Genomic DNA, 18,383 nt, shown 5'->3' on the forward strand with positions numbered 1-18,383 from the left:
GGGTGAACCGTCGGTCGGCATGCCGCGTTGGGTGAAGGTCTGGGGTCTGGTGGCCTTGATCGCGTTCGTGGCGTTCGCGGTCCTGCACCTCACCGGCAACAGCCCTAGCGGCCACTGATGACGTCGTTGATGAGGCCGGGGGCGCGCAAGCTCGCGCTCACCGCCCACGTCCTGTCGTCGGTCGGCTGGCTCGGCGCGGTCGCGAGCTTCCTCGCGCTCGCGGTCGTGGGCCTGACCACCCGGGACGACGGGCTGGCGCGGGCCGCGTACCTGGCGATGGAGCCGACCACGTGGTACGTGATCGTGCCGTTGAGCGTGGCTTCCCTGGTCACCGGGGTGATCCAGGGCCTCGGCACGCAGTGGGGCCTGGTCCGGCACTACTGGGTGGTGGTGAAACTGGTGCTCACCGCCCTGGCGACGGTCGTGCTGCTGGTGCACACGAACCCGATCGGCCACATGGCGTCGGCGGCGGCCACGTCGTCGCTCGGCGCGGACCTCGACGGGTTGCGGGTCCAACTCCTGGTCGACGCCGTGGCCGCGATGGCCGTGCTGATCGCCGCGACAGCCCTGAGCGTGTACAAGCCCCAGGGCGTCACGGCGTTCGCGTCCCGGCTCAGCCGACGGTCTTGAGCAGGCCTTCCATCTCGGTGATCTCCGCCTGCTGAGCCGAGATGATCTGCTCGGCCAGCTTCTTGGCGTCCGCGTTGCGGCCCGAACCCAGCAGCGTGGTGGACATGTCCACCGCGCCCTGGTGGTGCTCGATCATGAGTTCCAGGAACGCCCGGTCGAAGTCGGCGCCCTTGGCCGCCTCCAGCCTGGCGGTGTCCTCGTCGCTCATGCCGGGCATGGACGAGCCGTGGCCGTCATGGCCGTCGTGGCTGCCGCCCTGCTCGGCGCTCGTGCCCCAGGCGTTCAGCCACGCCGTCATGGTCTTGATCTCCGGGTCCTGCGCCTTCTCGATCCGTGACGCGAGGTCGAGGATCTGGGCGTTGGAGGTGCGGCTCGGCGCGAGCCGCGCCATCACGATCGCGCCCTCGTGGTGCGGGATCATGCCTTGCGCGAAGGTGATGTCCGCGTCGTTGTGCTCACCCGACGGCGCGGCGACCGGGGCCGTCGTCGACTGCGCGCTGCTGGTGCTGGTGCTGGCGTTCGTGCTCGTGCCGTGATCGGTGCCGTGGTCCGTGTCCCCGCCGCATGCGGTGAGGACGGTGGTCATGACGGCAAGCGCCGCCACGACCAGGTGGTTCCTGGTCATGGTGTGGTGTTCCCTCTGTTCGTGCGGACTCGGCGGTGTGGTGGCAACGCGCGTCGAGTCCTTTGTGGACGGACGACGCGCGACCTGTCACAGCCGCAGCACGCAGAGGGAGGCCAGCACGGCGGGCACGCCGCGTGGCGGGGGAAGTGGTGGACGTCGCCCGACCGTCCTGATGACGAACGCGCCGACGAGGTCGCAGACCGGGCTACGGCGCAGGGCGCGCAGCAGCACCCCCAGTCCCAGCGCGGCGACGAGCACGGCCAGGCACAGGTGCAACAGGTCGTGTCCGGACGGCTCGGGCATCGAGGGCGTCAAGTCCGCCATCGGCATCGCGGACGCAGTGGACATGGCCGGCAGCGGCTCGGTCATGCCCACGTGGTCGGCACAGCACTCGACCGCGACGGGCTCGACGGCGACAACCGCGGTCATCCCGGCGGAATGGCCGGCGTCGTGACCGCTCAGGTGGTGCATCCCCACGACCGCGATCGCGAGCGCGGACACCAGCAGCCACTGGAGCGCGCGGACACGGATCGGGGCGACCACGCCGCCAACGATACCCAACGGGCGCGGCGCGACGACCCCTGAGGTCTCGGGGTGGTCTACGGGTGGATCAACCGATCGGTTGATGCGACGTCTGGCCCGCCGAGTGATCCGGACGGGCGGCGGCGCGACGACGCTGGTGGCATGGCAATCATCGAGGTGGTCGACCTCGTCAAGAGGTACGACCGGAAAGTCGCGGTGGACGGTGTGTCGTTCACCGTCGACGAGGGGGAGATCTTCGGGATCCTCGGCCCGAACGGGGCGGGGAAGACCACGACCGTCGAGTGCGTCGAGGGGTTGCGCACGCCGGACGGCGGCACGATCCGCGTCGACGGGCTCGACCCGCGACGCGACCGGGCGGAACTGCGCACCCGGCTCGGCGTGCAGTTGCAGCAGAGCGAACTGCCCGACCGCATCCGGGTCGGCGAGGCGCTGGACCTCTACGCCTCCTTCTACCGCGACCCGGCCGACTGGCGCGACCTGCTCGACCGCCTCGGCCTGGCGGACCGGGCCGGGACTGAGTACCGCAAGCTCTCCGGCGGCCAGAAGCAACGCGTCTCCATCGCGCTGGCGCTGATCGGCAAGCCGAAGATCGCCGTGCTGGACGAGCTGACCACCGGCCTCGACCCGCAGGCCCGCCGCGACACCTGGAGCCTCGTCGAGCAGGTCCGCGACTCCGGCGTCACGGTCGTCCTGGTCACCCACTTCATGGAGGAAGCGGAACGGCTGTGCGACCGGATCGCCCTGATCGACGAGGGCAAGCTGGTCGCGGTGGACACACCGGCCGGGCTGGTGTCCAGGGTGGACGGTGAGCAGCGGGTCCGGTTCCGGCCCACCGCGCCGCTCGACGTGAAGCTGCTCGAAGAGCTGCCCGAGGTCTCCCAGGTCGAGAAGCACGGGCCGCAGCTCGTCGTGACGGGCACCGGCAACCTGCTGCACGCCGTCACGTCGGTGCTCGCCCGCAACCACATCGTCGCCGCCGACCTGCGCATCGAGCAGGCGGGACTGGACGACGCCTTCATCCGCCTCACCGGCCGAGCGCTCACGGAGTAGCCGCAATGTTGAAGATCGTCACCACCGAGTGGAAGCTGTTCCTGCGCGACCCGAGCATGGTCGTGTTCGCCGTCCTCTTCCCCACCATCCTGCTGCTGGTGCTCGGCGCGATCCCCGCGTTGCGCACCCCCGACCCGAACTTCGGCAACCAGCGGTTCGTCGACGCCTACATGTCCAGCCTCGTGGTGGTCACGCTCGCGTTCCTCGGCCTCAACAAGCTGCCGACGACCGTCGCCACCTACCGCGAGAAGGGCGTCCTGCGCCGCTTCTCCACCACGCCCGTCCACCCGGCACGCCTGCTGGTGGCGCAGGTGGTCGTCAACGTGATCGCGGGCGTGATCTCGATCGTGCTGCTCATGGTGGCGGCCCGGCTGGTGTTCGACATCGACCTGCCGCACCACCCGCTCGGGTTCCTGCTGACGTTCCTGCTCGGCATGCTGTCGCTGTCCGCCATCGGTCTGCTGGTGGCTGCCTGGGCGCCGACCGCGCGGTCCGCCGGCGGGTGGGCGACCGTGGTGTTCATGCTGGTCATGTTCTTCGGCGGCGTGTACCTGCCCCGGTTCCTGCTGCCGGACTTCCTCACCGTCATCGGCGACTACCTGCCGCCGGGCGTGGGCGCGTTGCAGGAGTCGTGGCTGGGCGGCTCGCCGGATCCCGTGCACCTCGGCGTGCTGGCGCTGGTCACGGCGGTGGCGGGTACCGTCGCGGCGAAGTCGTTCCGCTGGGAGTAGGGGTGCGCGCGATGGACGTGCTGGACGTGTGGGAACGGCGGCTGACCGTTGCCGGGTACGCCATCCCGTACTTCGTGCTCGTGCTGACGACCGCCATGTACCTGGTGACCGGAGCGGACCCCGCGCCCACCACGGCGGTCAACGTGGGCATCGCGGCGGCGACCGGCCTGTGGATGCTGTGGTGGTTCACCCTGCACCCGGGCTGGCGGTCCAGGCCCGGCCTGATGGCGGTGTTCTTCGTCGGCATCCTGGTGGCGTACGCGCTGCTGGGGCTGCGCGACCCGATGTTCGGGTTCTTCTCCTTCGCCGGGTACGTCTACGCCATCGAGGTGCTGCCCGGCCGGTGGAAGCTCGCCGGTGTGTCGGCGACCGGTGTGCTGGCGGCGACGTCGCTGTACGGCGGTTTCCCGCCGGCGGAGTTCGGGCCCGTCGTGGTGTACCTGAGCATCGTCGTGTTCATCGTGGTCATCGCCTGCACGTTCACCACGTTCGGCCACATCACCTCCGAGCAGTCCCGGCGCCGCAAGGAGATGGTGGTCGAGATGGCGGCGATGATGGAGGAGAACGCGGGCCTGCACGCCCAGCTGCTCAGCCAGGCGCGGGAGGCGGGCGTGCTGGACGAGCGGCAGCGCCTGGCGCGGGAGATCCACGACACCCTCGCCCAGGGGTTCACCGGCATCATCACGCAGCTCCAGGCGGACGAGGACCCGCCGCGGCACGTCGAGACGGCGTTGCGGCTGGCGCGGGAGAACCTGGCCGAGGCCCGTCGCTCGGTGCACGCCCTCAGCCCGCCCGCGCTGGTGGACGCGAACCTGCCGGACGCGCTGGCCGAGGTCGTGGCGGGGTGGACGGACCAGACGGGGGTGGCCGCGTCCGTGCACACGACGGGTGCGGCGCGCGCTCTGCACCCGGAGGTCGAGGTGACGTTGCTGCGTGCCGCGCAGGAGGCGTTGACCAACGTGGCCAAGCACGCCGCCGCTTCCCGCGTCGGGTTGACGTTGTCGTACATGGAGGACGTGGTGACGCTGGACGTGCGTGACGACGGCTCGGGGTTCGACCCGGAGGTGCGCACGGGCGGTTTCGGGCTGGTCGGCATGCGGCAGCGGGTGTCGCGCCTGGCGGGCGCGCTGGTGGTGGAGTCGGAGCCGGGCGGCGGCACGGCCGTGTCGGCGTCGGTGCCCGCCATCCCGGCGGAGGTCGTCGCGTGATCCGGGTGGTGATCGTGGACGACCACCCGGTGGTGCGGGACGGGCTGCGCGGGATGCTCGCGGGCGCGGGTGACGTCGAGGTGGTGGGTGAGGCGGCGGACGGCGCGGAGGCGGTGGCCGTGGTGCGGGCCGTGGCGCCGGACGTCGTGCTGATGGACCTGCGGATGCCCGGTGTGGACGGCGTCACCGCGATCGAGCGGCTGCGCGGCTTCCCGACCCGCGTCCTGGTGCTGACGACGTACGACACGGACAGCGACGTCCTGCCCGCGATCAAGGCCGGCGCCACGGGGTACCTGTTGAAGGACACGCCGCGCGACGAGCTGTTCCGGGCGGTGCGCTCGGCGGCCAGGGGTGAGGCGGTGCTGTCGCCGTCGGTGGCGACCCGGCTGGTCGGCCAGGTCCGCACGCCCGCCGCGGAGCCGTTGAGCGACCGTGAGGTGGAGGTGCTGGGGCTGATCGCGCGGGGCTGCACGAACCGTGAGGCGGCGGCGAAGCTCTTCATCAGCGAGGCGACGGTGAAGACGCACTTGGTGCACGTGTACACGAAGCTCGGCGTGAAGGACCGCGCCGCCGCCGTCGCGGTCGCCTACGAGCGGGGCCTGCTGGGCGCGTAGTGGCCGGCGCCTCCCCGGTCGACGTCACAAGCCGTCAGGTGACAGCTTTGGCGTCGACAAATGCCGATTTTCGTCCTTTCAGGTCGAAATCGGGCTCCTGATGACGTCGATGCGCGCAGGCAGAGGTACTGTGCTACCTGTGTTGATCCGCTTCGAGGCGGCGAACTACCGCTCCGTCGCCGAACCCGTCGAGCTGTCGATGGTCGCTGTCGACCTCGACCGCCCGGAGGCGCGTGAGCAGCCTCTGCTGGCAACGAGCCTGGTGCCCGTCGCGGCCGTCTACGGGCCCAACGCCTCGGGCAAGTCGAACATCGTGGCGTCGTTGGCCTGGCTCCGCGAAGCGGTACAGGTTTCACTGCGAGCCTGGGACGACGAGATCCCGGTGGAGCCGTTCGCGTTCGGCGACTGGTCGTCCAAACCCACCGAGTTCGTCGTCGAGTGCACCGTCGACGGAGTGCGGTTCGAGTACCTGTTGGAGCTGGATCGCACTCGAGTGCGCTATGAAGCGCTGTTCCACTACCCGGAGAAGAAGCGCCGGCGGGTCTTCGAGCGCGAAGACGACTCGATCCGGTTCCAACGTGGACTGCACGGAACCGCGGGCACCCGTGAGCTGTTGACCCCGCGTGTCCTGGTCCTGTCGATCGCCCGCCGCTTCGACGAGCCGCTGATCAACCGCTTCGCCGGGCAACTGCTCGACATCGAGATATCGGGGTTCGACGCGCGCCGCTTCGGGCTGGTGGATCTGGCCCACACCAGGATGGGCACTGCCGGGATGCGTCGCGCGATCCGCTGGTTCGAAGGTGGCGACCAGCCCTCGCTGTTCGACGAAGAGGAAGAGTCCGGCGTCGGCGGCAGCGACCACCGGCGGGCTCTGGCGTTGCTTCGCCTCGCGGACCTGGGCATCGACGACGTTCTCATCGAACGCGCGATGGCCGGGGAACGGGGCGCGCCCCGCGTGCGGCTGCTGCACCGGACACCGGACGGCGTCGCGCCTTTGGACTTCGTCGCCGAATCCGAGGGCACCCGAACCTGGTTCGGACTCATCGGACCGGTGCTCACCGCTCTGCGCCGAGGATCACTGCTGCTGTTCGACGAACTCGACGCCAGCCTGCACCCCACCCTGTCGGCCCAGCTCATCCGGTTGTTCGAGGACTCGGCGACCAACCCCCTCGGCGCGCAGCTGGTGTTCACCACGCACGACACCAGCCTGCTCAACCACCTCAACCGCGATGAGGTGTGGCTGACCGAGAAGCGCGCCGACGGCTCGACGCGCCTCGGTGCGCTGGCCGAGTTCGCGGGCGAACGCGTCCGCAAGTCCAGCAACCTCGAGAGCGCCTACCTGCACGGTCGCTTCGGCGCCCTGCCGAAGATCGACCAAGCGGAGTTGCTGCGTGCGCTCGGATTGATCGGCTGAGGGCCGGTGTCGGCACGTGAACGTGGAGGCCGCCGGCTGGATCGGACGGTGGGAACACGACGCGAGCTGCGCACGGTCGTGATCTTCACCGAAGGCCGCAACTCTGAACCGGACTACCTCAACGGCCTCCGGCGCCTACCGCACATCGCGGGCGACGTAGCCCTCAACGTGGAACTGCGTCCCGAGCACTCCGTTCCCCTGCAACTCGTCGAACAGGCCGTGAAGCGTGCGCGGGATCCAGAAGTCGACGAGTGCTGGTGCGTGTTCGACGTCGAATGGCCGCGGAACCACCCGAATCTGGTCGAGGCGGTGGACTTGGCCCAGCGCCACGACGTCCGGCTCGCGATCTCCAACCCCTGCTTCGAGGTGTGGCTGATCCTGCACCACCGCGACCACACCGCCTTCCTCGACACGGCCGGCGCCGACAAGCTCAGCCGGCGACTCGACGGACGTCCGGGTAAGAGCATCGATGCCTCGGTGTACATGCCGCTTCGCGCGGAGGCGGCCCGACGGGCGCGACTGCTGCAACGGCGTCACGAACGCGACGGCACGAAAATCCCGCACGACAACCCGTCCTCCGGGATGCATGAGTTGATGGCTTCACTCGACAGCGCCGACACCGGGCACTGATCGTCCGGTCAGTAGTCGACGCGGTCCGTTCGGGAGAGCCAGGCGGTGAACGGGGCGTTGTCGTCGCCCGTCGAGATCCGCTCCACCGGCAGGCTCCACGTGTCGCGGGGGCGGGTGAACAGGTCGTGGAACTCGCGGTCGTCGAAGCCGGCTGCCGCGGCGTCGTCCCGGTCCGCGGCGTAGACGACCCGGTCCACCCGTGCCCACAGGGCGGCGGACAGGCACAGCGGGCAGGGCTCGCACGACGACACCAGCACGCAGCCGGTGAGCTTGAAGTCGCCGACGGCCTGGCACGCCGCGCGGATGGCCACGACCTCGGCGTGCGCGGTCGGGTCGAGGGTCGGGGTCACCTGGTTGGTGCCGGTCGCGATCACCTCGCCGGCCCGGACGACCACCGCGCCGAACGGGCCGCCACCAGCGGCGACGTTGTGGGTGGCCAGCTCGATCGACGCGCGCAGCCAGGCGTGGTCGGGTGAGACGGACATGGTCAAGGGTGCTCCTCGGGGCATGACCCACAGCGGTGGGGACGTCAGGTGCCGGTGATGTGTTCGGGCCGCACGGGCACGCGGGTCAGGGCGAGGCCGGTGGCGGCGCGGATGGCCGCCACGATGGCCGGGGTGGACGAGATGGTGGGCGGCTCTCCGACGCCGCGCACACCGTACGGCGCGTGCGGGTCGGCCAGTTCCAGCACGTCGATGCTCATCGGCGGCATGTCGAGCACCGTCGGGATGAGGTAGTCGGTGAACGACGGGTTGCGCACCTTGCCGTCCGCGAGCTGGATCTCCTCCATCACCGCGAGCCCCAGACCCTGCGCCGAACCGCCCTGGATCTGGCCCAGCACGGCCTGCGGGTTCAACGCCTTGCCGACGTCCTGCGCGCAGTCCAGCTCGACCACCTTCACCAGGCCCAGCTCCACGTCCACGTCCACCACGGCGCGGTGCGCGGCGAACCCGTACTGCACGTGCGCGTTGCCCTGCCCGGTCACCGGGTCGATCCGCTCGGTGGCCCGGTGCCGCCACTCCACCGTCTCGTCGATCACGTCGTCGCCCAGCAGGTCGACGAGGTCCACCGGGGCACGACCGCCGGCGAGCTTGACCAGCTTCTCCCGCACGGCCGCGCAGGCGGCCCTCACCGCGCCACCCGTCACGTAGGTCTGCCGCGACGCGGACGTCGAGCCGCCGTTGCCGATACCGGTGTCCATGGGCAGGATCGTCACCCGCTCCACGCCCAGTTCGGTGCGCACGATCTGCTGCATGATCGTCACCAGGCCCTGCCCGACCTCGGCCGCCGCCGTGTGCGCCGACGCCGCCGGCTCGCCGTTGATGACCTGCAACCGGACCCGCGCGGTGGAGTAGTCGTCGAAGCCCTCGGAGAAGCAGATGTTCTTGATGCCCACGGCATAGCCGACGCCGCGGACCACACCTTCGCCGTGCGTGGTGTTCGACACGCCACCGGGCATGTCCCGCAGGTCGACGGCAGCCGGCAGCGGCGGCATCGGCTTGTCCTTGACCAATTTCAGCAGTTGCGCCACGGGAGCGGCCGAGTCGACCACCTGACCGGTCGGCATGACCGAGCCCTCGCTCATCGCGTTGACGATCCGCACGTCCACCGGGTCCATGCCCAGCGCCTCGGCCAGTCTGTCCATTTGGGACTCGTAGGCGAAAGCCGCTTGCACCGCACCGAATCCGCGCATCGCACCGCACGGCGGGTTGTTCGTGTACACGCCCCAGCAGTCGACGGTCACGTTGTCCACGTCGTAAGGCCCGACGCCGAGCGTCGCCGCGTTCGCCACCACCGCCGACGTGCTGGACGCGTACGCGCCGCCGTCGAGGAAGATCCGGGCCTTGACGTAGACGAGCCTGCCCGTGCGGTCCGCGCCGTGCTCGTAGTACAGCACCGCCGGGTGCCGGTGCACGTGCCCGTAGAACGACTCCTCGCGGTTGTAGACCATCTTGGTCGGCTTGCCGGTGCGCAACGCCAGCAGGCACGCGTGGACCTGCATGGACAGGTCCTCGCGCCCGCCGAAAGCACCGCCGACACCGGACAGCGTCAGCCGCACCCGCTCCAGCGGCAGGCCGAGCGCCACCGCCACCTGCGCCTGGTCGACGTGCAGCCACTGGGTGGCGATGTAGAGGTCGACACCACCCTCCTCGTCGGGCACGGCCAGCCCGGACTCGGGACCGAGGAACGCCTGGTCCTGCATGCCGACCTCGTACCGCCCGGTGACCACGACCTCGGCTTCCGCGCGCTGGTCGCCACGCCGGATCGGCACGTGCCGCACGACGTTGCCGGCGGGGTGCAGCGGCCTCTCGTCGGCCGCCGTCTCCATGTCCACGACGGGCGTGAGCACGTCGTACTCGACCTTGATGCGCTTCAGGGCGCGCAGCGCGGTCTCCGGGTGGTCCGCGCCGACGAGGGCGACCGGTTCACCTTGGTAGCGCACGACGTCCTCGGCGAGCACCGGCTGGTCCCGGTGCTCCAGCCCGTACCGGTTCTGCCCCGGCACGTCCTCGTGCGTGAGCACCGCGTGGACACCGGGCACCTTCAGCGCCTCGGTCAGGTCGACCGACACGATCCGCGCGTACGGGTGCGGGCTGCGCAGGGTCGCGCCCCAGATCATGTCCTCGTGCCACAGGTCCGAGGCGTAGGCGAACTCGCCGCGCACCTTGAGGTTCCCGTCCGGCCGCTGCGGGCTGGCGCCGATGCCACCGGCCACGGCGGAGGTCAGGTCGGCGGGGGTGAGGCTCATCGCGTCCCCTTCAGTCGCTCGGCGGCGGCACGCAGGTCGCGCGCGAGGTCGGTTTCGGCGGCGGTGCGCAGCTCGCCGTCGTCCACCACGGTCCGGCCGCCCACCACCAAGAGCTTCAGGCGGGGCTGCGGTCCGAGGACCAGGGCGGCCACCGGGTCGTCGATGCCCGCGTGGTCGAGGCCGTCGAGCCGCCACACGGCCAGGTCGGCGAGCTTGCCGGGTTCGATCGAGCCGATCTCCTGATCACGCCCGAGGCACCGGGCGCCGCCCATGGTGCCCAGCCACAGCGCTTCACGGGCGCTCAACGCCTTGGGGCCGCCGCGCTGGCGGGCTTGCAGCAGCGCCTGGTGCAGCTCCTCGACCATCCCGCCGGACTCGTTGGACGCCGCGCCGTCCACGCCCAGACCCACGGACGCGCCCGCGTCGAGCAGGTCGCGGACCGGGGCGATGCCGGTGCCCAGCCGACCGTTCGACGTGGGGCAGTGCGCGCTGCCGGTACCGGTCGCACCCAGCCGCTTCACCGCTTCGGGTGACAGGTGCACGGTGTGCGCGAGCCACACGTCGTCACCGAGCCAGCCGAGGCGTTCGGCGTACTCGGTGGGCGTGCAGCCGAACTCGGCCTGGCACTGCTCCTCCTCGTCCACGGTCTCGGCGAGGTGGGTGTGCAGCCGGACGCCCTTGGCGCGGCCGAGTTCCGCGGCTCCGCTCATCAGCTCGGGGCTGACCGAGAACGGTGAGCACGGCCCGACCGCCACCCTGACCAGCGCGTCCGGCAGGGGGTCGTGGTGGTCGTTGACGGCCTGTTCGGTGGCGATGAGCGCGCCTTCGGTGTCCTCCACCAGGTTGTCCGGCGGGAGGCCGCCGTGCGACCGGCCGCGGTCCATCGAGCCGCGGATGGCGTGCAGGCGGATGCCGATGCGCTTCCCGGCGCTGACCAAGGCCTCGAACTGGTCGCCGCCCTCGCGCGGGTGGACGTAGTGGTGGTCGGCGGCGGTCGTGCAGCCGGTGGTCGCGAGCCGCGCCAGCCCCGCGGACGCCGCCGCGTGCGTGATCTCGGCGTCCAGGCCGCCCCACACCGGGTACAGCGTGGTCAGCCACTCGAACAGGGTGGCGTCCTGGGCGATGCCCCGGGTGGCCCACTGGTAGAGGTGGTGGTGGGTGTTGACCAGGCCCGGCGTGACCAGGCAGCCGCTGCCGTCGATCCAGGTGTGCGGGCCGGTGGGCTTGGGCGCCTGGCCGGGGCCGACGGCGGTGATGACGCCGTGCTCGATGACGACGTGGCCGAACGCGTGCTCGGTGCCCGCGGCGTCCATCGTGGCCACCGCGACGCCGTCGAGGATCGTGGGGGTCACGCGCCGGCCTCTTTGCGGCTCGCTGCCAGGCGCACGGCCTCCAGGATCTTCTCGTAACCCGTGCAGCGGCAGAGGTTACCCGCCAACGCCTCGCGGATCTCCGGGTCGCTCGGCTTCGGCACCCGGTCGAGCAGGTCGTGCGCGGCGACCACGAGACCGGGCGTGCAGAACCCGCACTGCACCGCGCCCGCCTCAACGAACGCCTCCTGGACGGGGTCGAGCCGATCGCCCCGCGCCAACCCCTCGACCGTCCGCACCTCGCGGTCCTCGGCCTGACCCGCTGCCACCAGGCAGGCGCACACCGGCACGTCGTCCAGGTACACCGTGCACGAGCCGCATTCGCCCTGCTCACAGGCGTTCTTGGAACCGGGCAGCCCCAGCCGCTCGCGGAGCAGGAACAGCAGGCTCTCGCCCTCCCACACGTCGTCGGCCTGCCGCTGCTCGCCGTTCACCGTCACGTTCACGCGCATGCTCAGGCCACCTTCCCGGCGTAGTCCTGCCAGGCCCAGCCGAGCGTGCGGCGGGCCAGCACGGAGAGGGCGTGCTTGCGGTACGCGGCCGAGCCGCGCACGTCGTCGATCGGGCTCGCGGCCTCCGCGACCAGGTCGCCGAACCGCCGTTTCACCGAGTCCAGCAGCGGTTCCGGCGATTCCCACTGGTTCGTGGACGTCAGCTCGGCGGACAGGAACTCCTCGGCGGCCGACGCCCGGCGCGGAGTGGGCGCGGCACTGCCGACCGCCGCGCCGACCCGGTGCTCCGCCGGGTGCAGGGCGACGGCGAACGAGCACACCGCGATCACCATCGCGTTGCGGGTGCCGACCTTGGAGAACTGCTGGGGCGCCCGCGTGACCGGCACGTGGACCGCCGTGATCAGCTCGTCCGGTTCCAGCGCGTGGCGCTTCACGCCCAGGTAGAAGTCGGTGGCCGGGATGAGCCGGGTGCCCCTGGTCGAGGCGGCCTCCACGGACGCGCCCGCGGCGAGCAGGACCGGGTGCGTGTCACCGGCGGGGGAGGCGGCGCCGAGGTTGCCGCCGACCGTGCCCCGGTTGCGGATCTGCGGCGAGCCGACCGTGCGGGACGCCATCGCCAACCCCGGCAGCCGCCCGCCCAACTCCTCGATGATCCGCGCGTACGGGACGGCGGCCCCGATGCGCACCGCGCCGTCGTCCTCGTCCCAGGTCCGCAGCTCGGCGATCCGGGTCAGGTCGAGCAGCGCGGCGGGGCGGCGGTGGTCGAAGTTCAGCTCCACCATCACGTCCGTGCCGCCGGCGATGGGCACGGCGTCGGGACGACCGGCCTTGTGGGCCAGCGCCTCGGCGAGGGTGTCGGGGCGGAGGAAATCCATCGGCTACCTCGGTGGGTGGACGTGCGCGGTGTGTGATCCAGTACACAGACCTGGACGGGTGATCGGCTACGGCGGCGCCGCATGAATCCCAGGCTCCTACAGGCAGTGGATTTGTGCTTTCCTACAAACACGATCGGACGACCGTAAACCGGCGGTGTGACGCGGAGGAGGCGAGCGTGTTGCTGGTGCGCAGCCTGCTCGGGATGCCGGAACTCCGGCTGCGGCTGATCGGCGGCACCGAAGGCCTCGGCAGGCCCGTGACCAGGCTTTACGGCACCGAACTGCCGGACCCGGCCCGCTACCTGTCCGGCGGTGAGCTGGTCCTCTCCGGGTTGTTGTGGCATCGCACGGCGGCCGATTGTGAACAGTTCGTCGCTTCATTGGCGTCGTCCGGTGTGGCCGCGTTGGCCGCCAGCTCACCCGATGTCGGCGAATTGCCCGAAGCGCTCGTCGAAGCCTGCCAACGGCACGGGGTGCCGCTGCTGCAGGTCCCGGTCGACCTGTCGTTCGCGGCCATCACCGAGCGCGTGGTGCTCGAGCTGGCCGCCGAACGGGTGGGCGACGCGGGCGCGCAGCTCGGCCGGCACCGGCGGCTGCTGACCGTGGTCGCCGACGGTGGCGGGCTGTCCGAGCTGGTGGCGGTCGGTGCGGCGGAGCTGGGCGCGCCGTGCCGGGTGCTGTCGTGCACCGGTCACGTGGTCGCCGGACCCGAGCTGCCCGAGGCCGCCGAGCTGGTCCGGGAGTTCCTGCTGGCCGACCGGCTGCCCAAGGTGGTGCGCGGCGTGACGCTGCTGCCGGTGTCGACGCGCGGCGGTTCCCGGCTGACCGGGTGGATCCTGGTGGTCGACGGTGACCGGGCGCGGGACGACGTCGCCGCCGAGCTGGCGAGCCTGGTCGGGGTGGAGCGGGCGCGGGTCGTGCAGGGGCGGGAGATCGAGAACCGGGCGGCGGGGCCGTTGCTGCGCGAGGTGTTCGCCGGTGGCGACGTCGGAGCGCGGGTGGCCGCCGTCGGGTGGGAGCAGGACGTGCCGCTGCGGGTGCTGGCGGCTTCGGTGTCGGGCGGTCGGCCCGAGCAGGCCGTGGCGCTGGTGGAGGAGGTGCTGGCGGCCGTCACGCCGAGGTTCCTGGTGACCGCCGTCGGCGCGGAGGTCTACGCACTGGTGCCGTCCGGGTCGTGGACCGAGGCCGTGCGGTCGGCGTTGCGGACGTTGGAGCCGGGGCTGCGGTCGACCAGGGTGCTGGTCGGCATCTCGTCGCCGGTCGGGCACTCGGGGCTGCGCGGCGCGGCGGACGAGGCGTCCCACGCGCGGCGGCTCGGTGAGCGCCGAACCGGCCGGACGTGCGTGGTGGCGGGGGAGGAGATCGCCTTGCACCAACTGCTGCTGGCCGGCGTGCCCGAGGAGCTGCGCCGCTCGCTGCGCCGCCGACTGCTGGGACCGGTGCTCGACTACGACGCGGAGCACGGCTCGGACCTGGTCGGCACGCTCCGGGTCTTCCTCGACTGCTCCGGCTCCTGGACCACCGCCGCCGCCCGCCTCCACGTCCACGTGAACACCCTGCGGTACCGGGTGGGGCGGGTCGAAGACCTGCTGGGCGTGGACCTCTCGAACTTCACCGAGCGCGTCGACCTGTACCTGGCCCTCCAAGCCGGCTGATCTCACAACGATCCTTGACCGAGGGCGTCCAGGGGTTGTCCTTAGCCCAGGTGACAGCAGGAATTCCAGACCAGAGCGAAAAATCCCCCACTTGACCACCCGAAAGTGTTAGTGCAAACACGCGGCGCGCCCCCTGTACACATGTCGGCAGTCAAGCCATGCTGCTAATGCACATAAAAGTGCCCGGTTCGGTCTAGTACCGAACCGGGCGTCATGTGCTATGTGGGGTGGATCGTGACCGGTGCGAAGCCGGTGACTCGGCGATTGCCTAGCCCCACAGCATCGACTGGCTGTTCAGGCATGCTTGTGAGATGGCTGGCGGGACACTGGTCGGTTCTTCAAGGGCGGTGGCCGCGCCGGCATGCGTGGCCACCGCCGTCATTAGGGCGAGGGCGGTCGGCACGGCCACGACCGCGCGACCGAGGTGTCGCCCCACTGGCCCCGCTCGCAACATGGTCATCAGTAGGAACATACGTCGATGATCTCAGGCCGCTCTGCCCCCTGGAGCAGCGGCCCCTACTGCAACGTGCACGGATCCGTCCGCAAGTGGCGGCATGTCACCTCTGCCAGTCGTGGCCCGCGATGTCATCGGGCCTGGAGTTCACGTCCCCAGTGTCTCCGGTCCACGAATGGGTGATCCCCGGAGCGGGTCATCGGGGTGTCGAGACGGCGGAACGTCTGGTTCAGACCAATCGTCCAATTGGTTGCGGATCCCGTCCGCCCTGGAGTCGCCGAGGTCGGAATACAAGCCGTACGCGATCGACCAACATTCCCGTGCTTCGCTGTGCCTACCCTGCCGCCACCTCACCTGGCCGAGAACGTCCTGGGCGCCGGCTTGGCGGCGAAGGTCCCTGGCCTGCCTGGTCAAGGTGATCGCTCGGTCCGCGTAAAACTCGGCTTTCTCGAAGTCGTCCAGGTCGCGGTGCACGGCTGCGAGCGTGGTGCTCGCCTGTCCCTCCAAGGCGATCTCGCCCGCCTGTCGCAACATCACCACCGCGCGATGGGCGAAGCTGAGCGCGCCGAAATGATCTCCCTGTTCATGGTGGGCGGTGGCGAGTGACGCGAGTGACGCTCCTATTCCTCCCATATCGCCTATGCGTTCGCGCAACGACCACCCGTGGTGGAATTGGGCAATCGCATCACCCAGTCGACCTCCCAGTCGCATGGCCTCGCCCATCCGGTGCACTATCCCGGCTTCCGTGTCGGCGCTGCCCTCGTTCCGGGCCACCGCCAACGCGTTTTCCAGGATTCGCAGCGCTCCCGGGATGTCACCGATCGCAGCCCGTCGCTCGCCCATGTTGCGGAGAACTGTCGCGATCCCGATCTGGCTGTCCACCTCGACGAACATTCGGTGGGCCGTGACGTAGCACTGCTCCGCCTCGTCGTACTCGTAGAACCTCGCGTGCGCAAAACCGAGATTGCACAGAGACCCGGCCTCGGCGAATCGATCTCCGACGGAATTCGCGGCTTCGACCGCGACCCGCATGCCGTGAAGAACCTCATCTTTGAAGCCGAGTCGCATCATGATCTCCCCGGCGCAGTTGATCAGTCGCCAGAGGTGCTGCTCAAAACTGCGAACAGCCGCGAACCCGATGATCGCCATGATTTCGGCGCGTTCGCGCCCGCACCACTCCACGGCGGACTCGACATCCCGAAAGGTCACGGGGCTGACCCCGTCGGATGCGGCGAGCATCGGCACCCTCAGCCTTGAGGCGAAAATCGTTTGGTCGGCGTTGTTGCACGTGTGCAGGAACCAGTCCAGAAGCCGAACTGTCGCGAGTTGCCGGTTGTGCTCGTCCTCGTCGAGCTCGACCCGCTTGCCGGCGTAGTCACGCAGTAGATCGTGAAACGCGTACCTGTTGCCTTCACGGACTTCGAGCAGCCTCGCCCACACCAGGTGCTCGAGTTGGTCGTGCACCTCCGACTCGGTCAGGCCCGTCAGCGCCGCGGCCACCTCGCGCTGGAACACCAGGCCCGGGTAGAGGCCGAGCAGGCGGAACAGCCTTCGCACCTCGGGGTTCAACGCCCGGTACGAGCACTCGAACACATCTCCGAGGGAGAAGATCGCCTGCGAACCGTTGGCCCCGAGCCCGATCACGACTCCGCGTTCCCGAAGTTGGTCGGCGAAGTCGGCGAGTGGCTTGCCGGGTTGGGCCGCCACGTACTCCCCGATGATGCCCAAAGCCAGTGGAAGGCCGCCGGCAACGGCCGCGAGTTCACCCACGGCATCCGGTTCGAACGCCGCACGCGCACCGAGTCGATCTCGCAACCAGCCGACCGCGAGTTCGGACTCCAAGGGCGTGACGGTGAAGCACCGTGCTCCGTGGCGAACCGCCAGATCACTCAGCCTCAACCGACTGGTCACCACGACGACCGATCCCGATAAGATCGACAACAACCCATGCACGTGCTTCGAGTCGGCAGCGTTGTCCAGTACCACCAGCAGTTGGCGATTGGAGAGCACGTCGCGCAGTTTGTTGCGACGCGCCTCCGCGGTCGGCAGGCAGTCGGCCGACACGCGCAACGCGTCGAGGAGCCGGATCACCACATCCTCTTCGGACGCCGATGGGCCGTCACCGAAACCGTTGAGGTTGACGAAGCACTGTCCGTGCGGAAATCGCTCGCGCACGCGATGTGCCCAATGCACGGCAAGTGCGGTCTTGCCGACCCCGGGTAGGCCGTCCAACGCGATCAAGCGAGGTTTCGGCCGCCCGGTGACCAATGCCTCCAACTCGCCGATCAGCTCGACACGCCCGGTGAAGCCGTCGACGTCGTAGGGCAGTTGACGGGGTACGGCCACCGTATCCCCGCCGGACTGTGGTTCCGGTTTCCGATCGCCGGCGGCGAGCAGGTCATCGTGGAACTTCCGCACTTCGTCCGCGCGTTCAGGATCATCATCATCCTTTGCGCGGCGGTAGAAGTCCAGAAAATACTGGACCGCTTCCTCTCTGCGCCCCAAGGCGTGCAGGGCCTGGATACGGCGTTTGGCCAGTAGCACATCGGTGTCGTGCTCGATCTGCGCGGACTTGACCAGTCGAAGCATCTCTTCGTGTTCGCCCAGCTTGTGCAGGCCGTACAAGAGACCGTCGTGCGCGGACAGCCATTCGTCCCTTGTGGCGACTCGGCGCCAGTTGTCCGCCCGGTCGGTCTCGAGGTCGGCGAGCGGGCGCTCCGACCACAGGAGGAGCGCGGACCTGGCCAGGGCACAGGCACGAGCGTGGTCCCCGTCTTTGCCGAGTCGGCGGGCCTCCCACAGGGCCTGTTGAAAGGCGTGGTAGTCGATGCTGAGAGGGTCCGCCAGGAAGCGGTAGCTGCCGTCTTCGGTCTTGAGTCGTCCCGGAAATCCGAGCCGCTTCAGCGTCGACCGTATTCTCGCTGTGTAGGTGGAGAGCGTGGCCGTGGGATCGCGTGGAGCCTTGTCGGGCAACCACACCCATTCCGCCAAACTGCGGACAGAAACGGCCTTGCCGACGTTCAGCAGCAAGACCGCCAGGACCGCCCTCTCTTTGGGGGTGCCCCATTCCTCGGTGAAGCCGTCATTCACCCGGACCGATGTGCGCCCGAGGATCTTGAAATCCATGGTCACCAGCGCCGCCCCTCGCTGGAAGCAATGATCCAAGGTGAAGTCTGCCCCGTCACACCTGCCCGATCCAGTGCTTCATCACTTTCCGATACCTCGATGTGACAACGTGTAGTCCACATGGGCTACCGGACGGCGGTATCAACTGACGGGTCGATGAAAGGCACCTGAAATCCGCTCCCCGGCTGCCCGCGCAAGTGCACGTGCCGCCATCCTGAAACGATCACATCTGACCCGATGACCAGGCGATTCGGCGG

General features: G+C 69.8%; 16 protein-coding genes. 8 read left to right on the top strand and 8 right to left on the bottom strand.

What is annotated here, in order from left to right:
- The first annotated feature begins 117 nt into the window (after nt 1-117).
- Nucleotides 118-630 (top strand): DUF2269 domain-containing protein, encoded by a 513-nt coding sequence (locus tag OQ02_RS21975; protein ID WP_231500160.1) that lies wholly within the window; start codon nt 118-120, stop codon nt 628-630.
- On the opposite strand, the gene OQ02_RS21980 is transcribed toward OQ02_RS21975, so the two are convergent.
- Nucleotides 614-1,255 (bottom strand): DUF305 domain-containing protein, encoded by a 642-nt coding sequence (locus OQ02_RS21980; protein ID WP_033440393.1) that lies wholly within the window; start codon nt 1,253-1,255, stop codon nt 614-616. The two genes, OQ02_RS21975 and OQ02_RS21980, sit on opposite strands and share 17 nt — an antisense overlap.
- Before the next feature lie 87 nt (nt 1,256-1,342).
- Nucleotides 1,343-1,798 carry a lipase chaperone gene (locus OQ02_RS41145; protein WP_051772635.1) on the bottom strand — a complete coding sequence of 152 codons (456 nt, stop codon included), beginning with the start codon at nt 1,796-1,798 and terminating at the stop codon, nt 1,343-1,345.
- A gap of 141 nt (nt 1,799-1,939) precedes the next feature.
- Here OQ02_RS41145 and OQ02_RS21990 point away from each other — a divergent pair, with 141 nt between their 5' ends.
- From OQ02_RS21990 to OQ02_RS22015, 6 genes are all read left to right on the top strand, one after another.
- A complete protein-coding gene (locus OQ02_RS21990) occupies nt 1,940-2,848 on the top strand; it encodes an ABC transporter ATP-binding protein (RefSeq protein WP_033440394.1) in 909 nt (302 codons plus the stop codon).
- Nucleotides 2,849-2,853: 5 nt separating this feature from the next.
- Complete coding sequence (locus OQ02_RS21995) at nt 2,854-3,579, top strand: ABC transporter permease (RefSeq protein WP_033440395.1); 726 nt, start codon at nt 2,854-2,856, stop codon at nt 3,577-3,579.
- Nucleotides 3,580-3,590: 11 nt separating this feature from the next.
- Entirely contained in the window at nt 3,591-4,787 is a 1,197-nt protein-coding gene (locus tag OQ02_RS22000; RefSeq protein ID WP_033440454.1) for a sensor histidine kinase, read from the top strand.
- A complete protein-coding gene (locus OQ02_RS22005) occupies nt 4,784-5,401 on the top strand; it encodes a response regulator (RefSeq protein WP_033440396.1) in 618 nt (205 codons plus the stop codon). Before OQ02_RS22000 ends, OQ02_RS22005 begins: the two co-directional genes overlap by 4 nt.
- A gap of 139 nt (nt 5,402-5,540) precedes the next feature.
- On the top strand, nt 5,541-6,815 hold the full coding sequence (locus OQ02_RS22010) for an AAA family ATPase (protein ID WP_033440397.1): 1,275 nt from the start codon (nt 5,541-5,543) through the stop codon (nt 6,813-6,815).
- Between the two features lie 78 nt (nt 6,816-6,893).
- A complete protein-coding gene (locus tag OQ02_RS22015) occupies nt 6,894-7,445 on the top strand; it encodes an RloB family protein (RefSeq protein ID WP_231500161.1) in 552 nt (183 codons plus the stop codon).
- A gap of 8 nt (nt 7,446-7,453) precedes the next feature.
- Here the strand turns inward: OQ02_RS22015 and OQ02_RS22020 are convergent, their stop codons facing one another.
- Genes OQ02_RS22020 through OQ02_RS22040 form a run of 5 tightly spaced genes read right to left on the bottom strand, consistent with a single transcriptional unit; the run spans nt 7,454 to nt 12,891 of the window.
- Entirely contained in the window at nt 7,454-7,930 is a 477-nt protein-coding gene (locus OQ02_RS22020; RefSeq protein WP_442973668.1) for a nucleoside deaminase, read from the bottom strand.
- A gap of 44 nt (nt 7,931-7,974) precedes the next feature.
- Nucleotides 7,975-10,194, bottom strand: a complete 2,220-nt coding sequence (locus tag OQ02_RS22025) for a xanthine dehydrogenase family protein molybdopterin-binding subunit (protein ID WP_033440400.1) — start codon at nt 10,192-10,194, stop codon at nt 7,975-7,977.
- Nucleotides 10,191-11,546: an 8-oxoguanine deaminase gene (locus OQ02_RS22030; RefSeq protein WP_033440401.1), complete on the bottom strand. Its 1,356-nt coding sequence runs from the start codon at nt 11,544-11,546 to the stop codon at nt 10,191-10,193. The genes OQ02_RS22025 and OQ02_RS22030 overlap by 4 nt, the downstream gene beginning before the upstream one ends.
- Nucleotides 11,543-12,016: a (2Fe-2S)-binding protein gene (locus OQ02_RS22035; protein WP_033440402.1), complete on the bottom strand. Its 474-nt coding sequence runs from the start codon at nt 12,014-12,016 to the stop codon at nt 11,543-11,545. Before OQ02_RS22035 ends, OQ02_RS22030 begins: the two co-directional genes overlap by 4 nt.
- A 2-nt stretch (nt 12,017-12,018) precedes the next feature.
- Entirely contained in the window at nt 12,019-12,891 is an 873-nt protein-coding gene (locus tag OQ02_RS22040; protein WP_033440403.1) for an FAD binding domain-containing protein, read from the bottom strand.
- Nucleotides 12,892-13,067: 176 nt separating this feature from the next.
- Here OQ02_RS22040 and OQ02_RS22045 point away from each other — a divergent pair, with 176 nt between their 5' ends.
- A complete protein-coding gene (locus OQ02_RS22045; RefSeq protein ID WP_156077203.1) occupies nt 13,068-14,546 on the top strand; it encodes a PucR family transcriptional regulator in 1,479 nt (492 codons plus the stop codon).
- 601 nt (nt 14,547-15,147) lie between these two features.
- Here the strand turns inward: OQ02_RS22045 and OQ02_RS22050 are convergent.
- Nucleotides 15,148-18,126, bottom strand: coding sequence for a BTAD domain-containing putative transcriptional regulator (locus OQ02_RS22050; RefSeq protein WP_156077204.1), 2,979 nt, complete (start codon nt 18,124-18,126; stop codon nt 15,148-15,150).
- Nucleotides 18,127-18,383 lie beyond the last annotated feature (257 nt).

It is taken from the genome of Saccharothrix sp. NRRL B-16314, assembly GCF_000716595.1.
Taxonomy (GTDB): Bacteria; Actinomycetota; Actinomycetes; order Mycobacteriales; family Pseudonocardiaceae; genus Actinosynnema.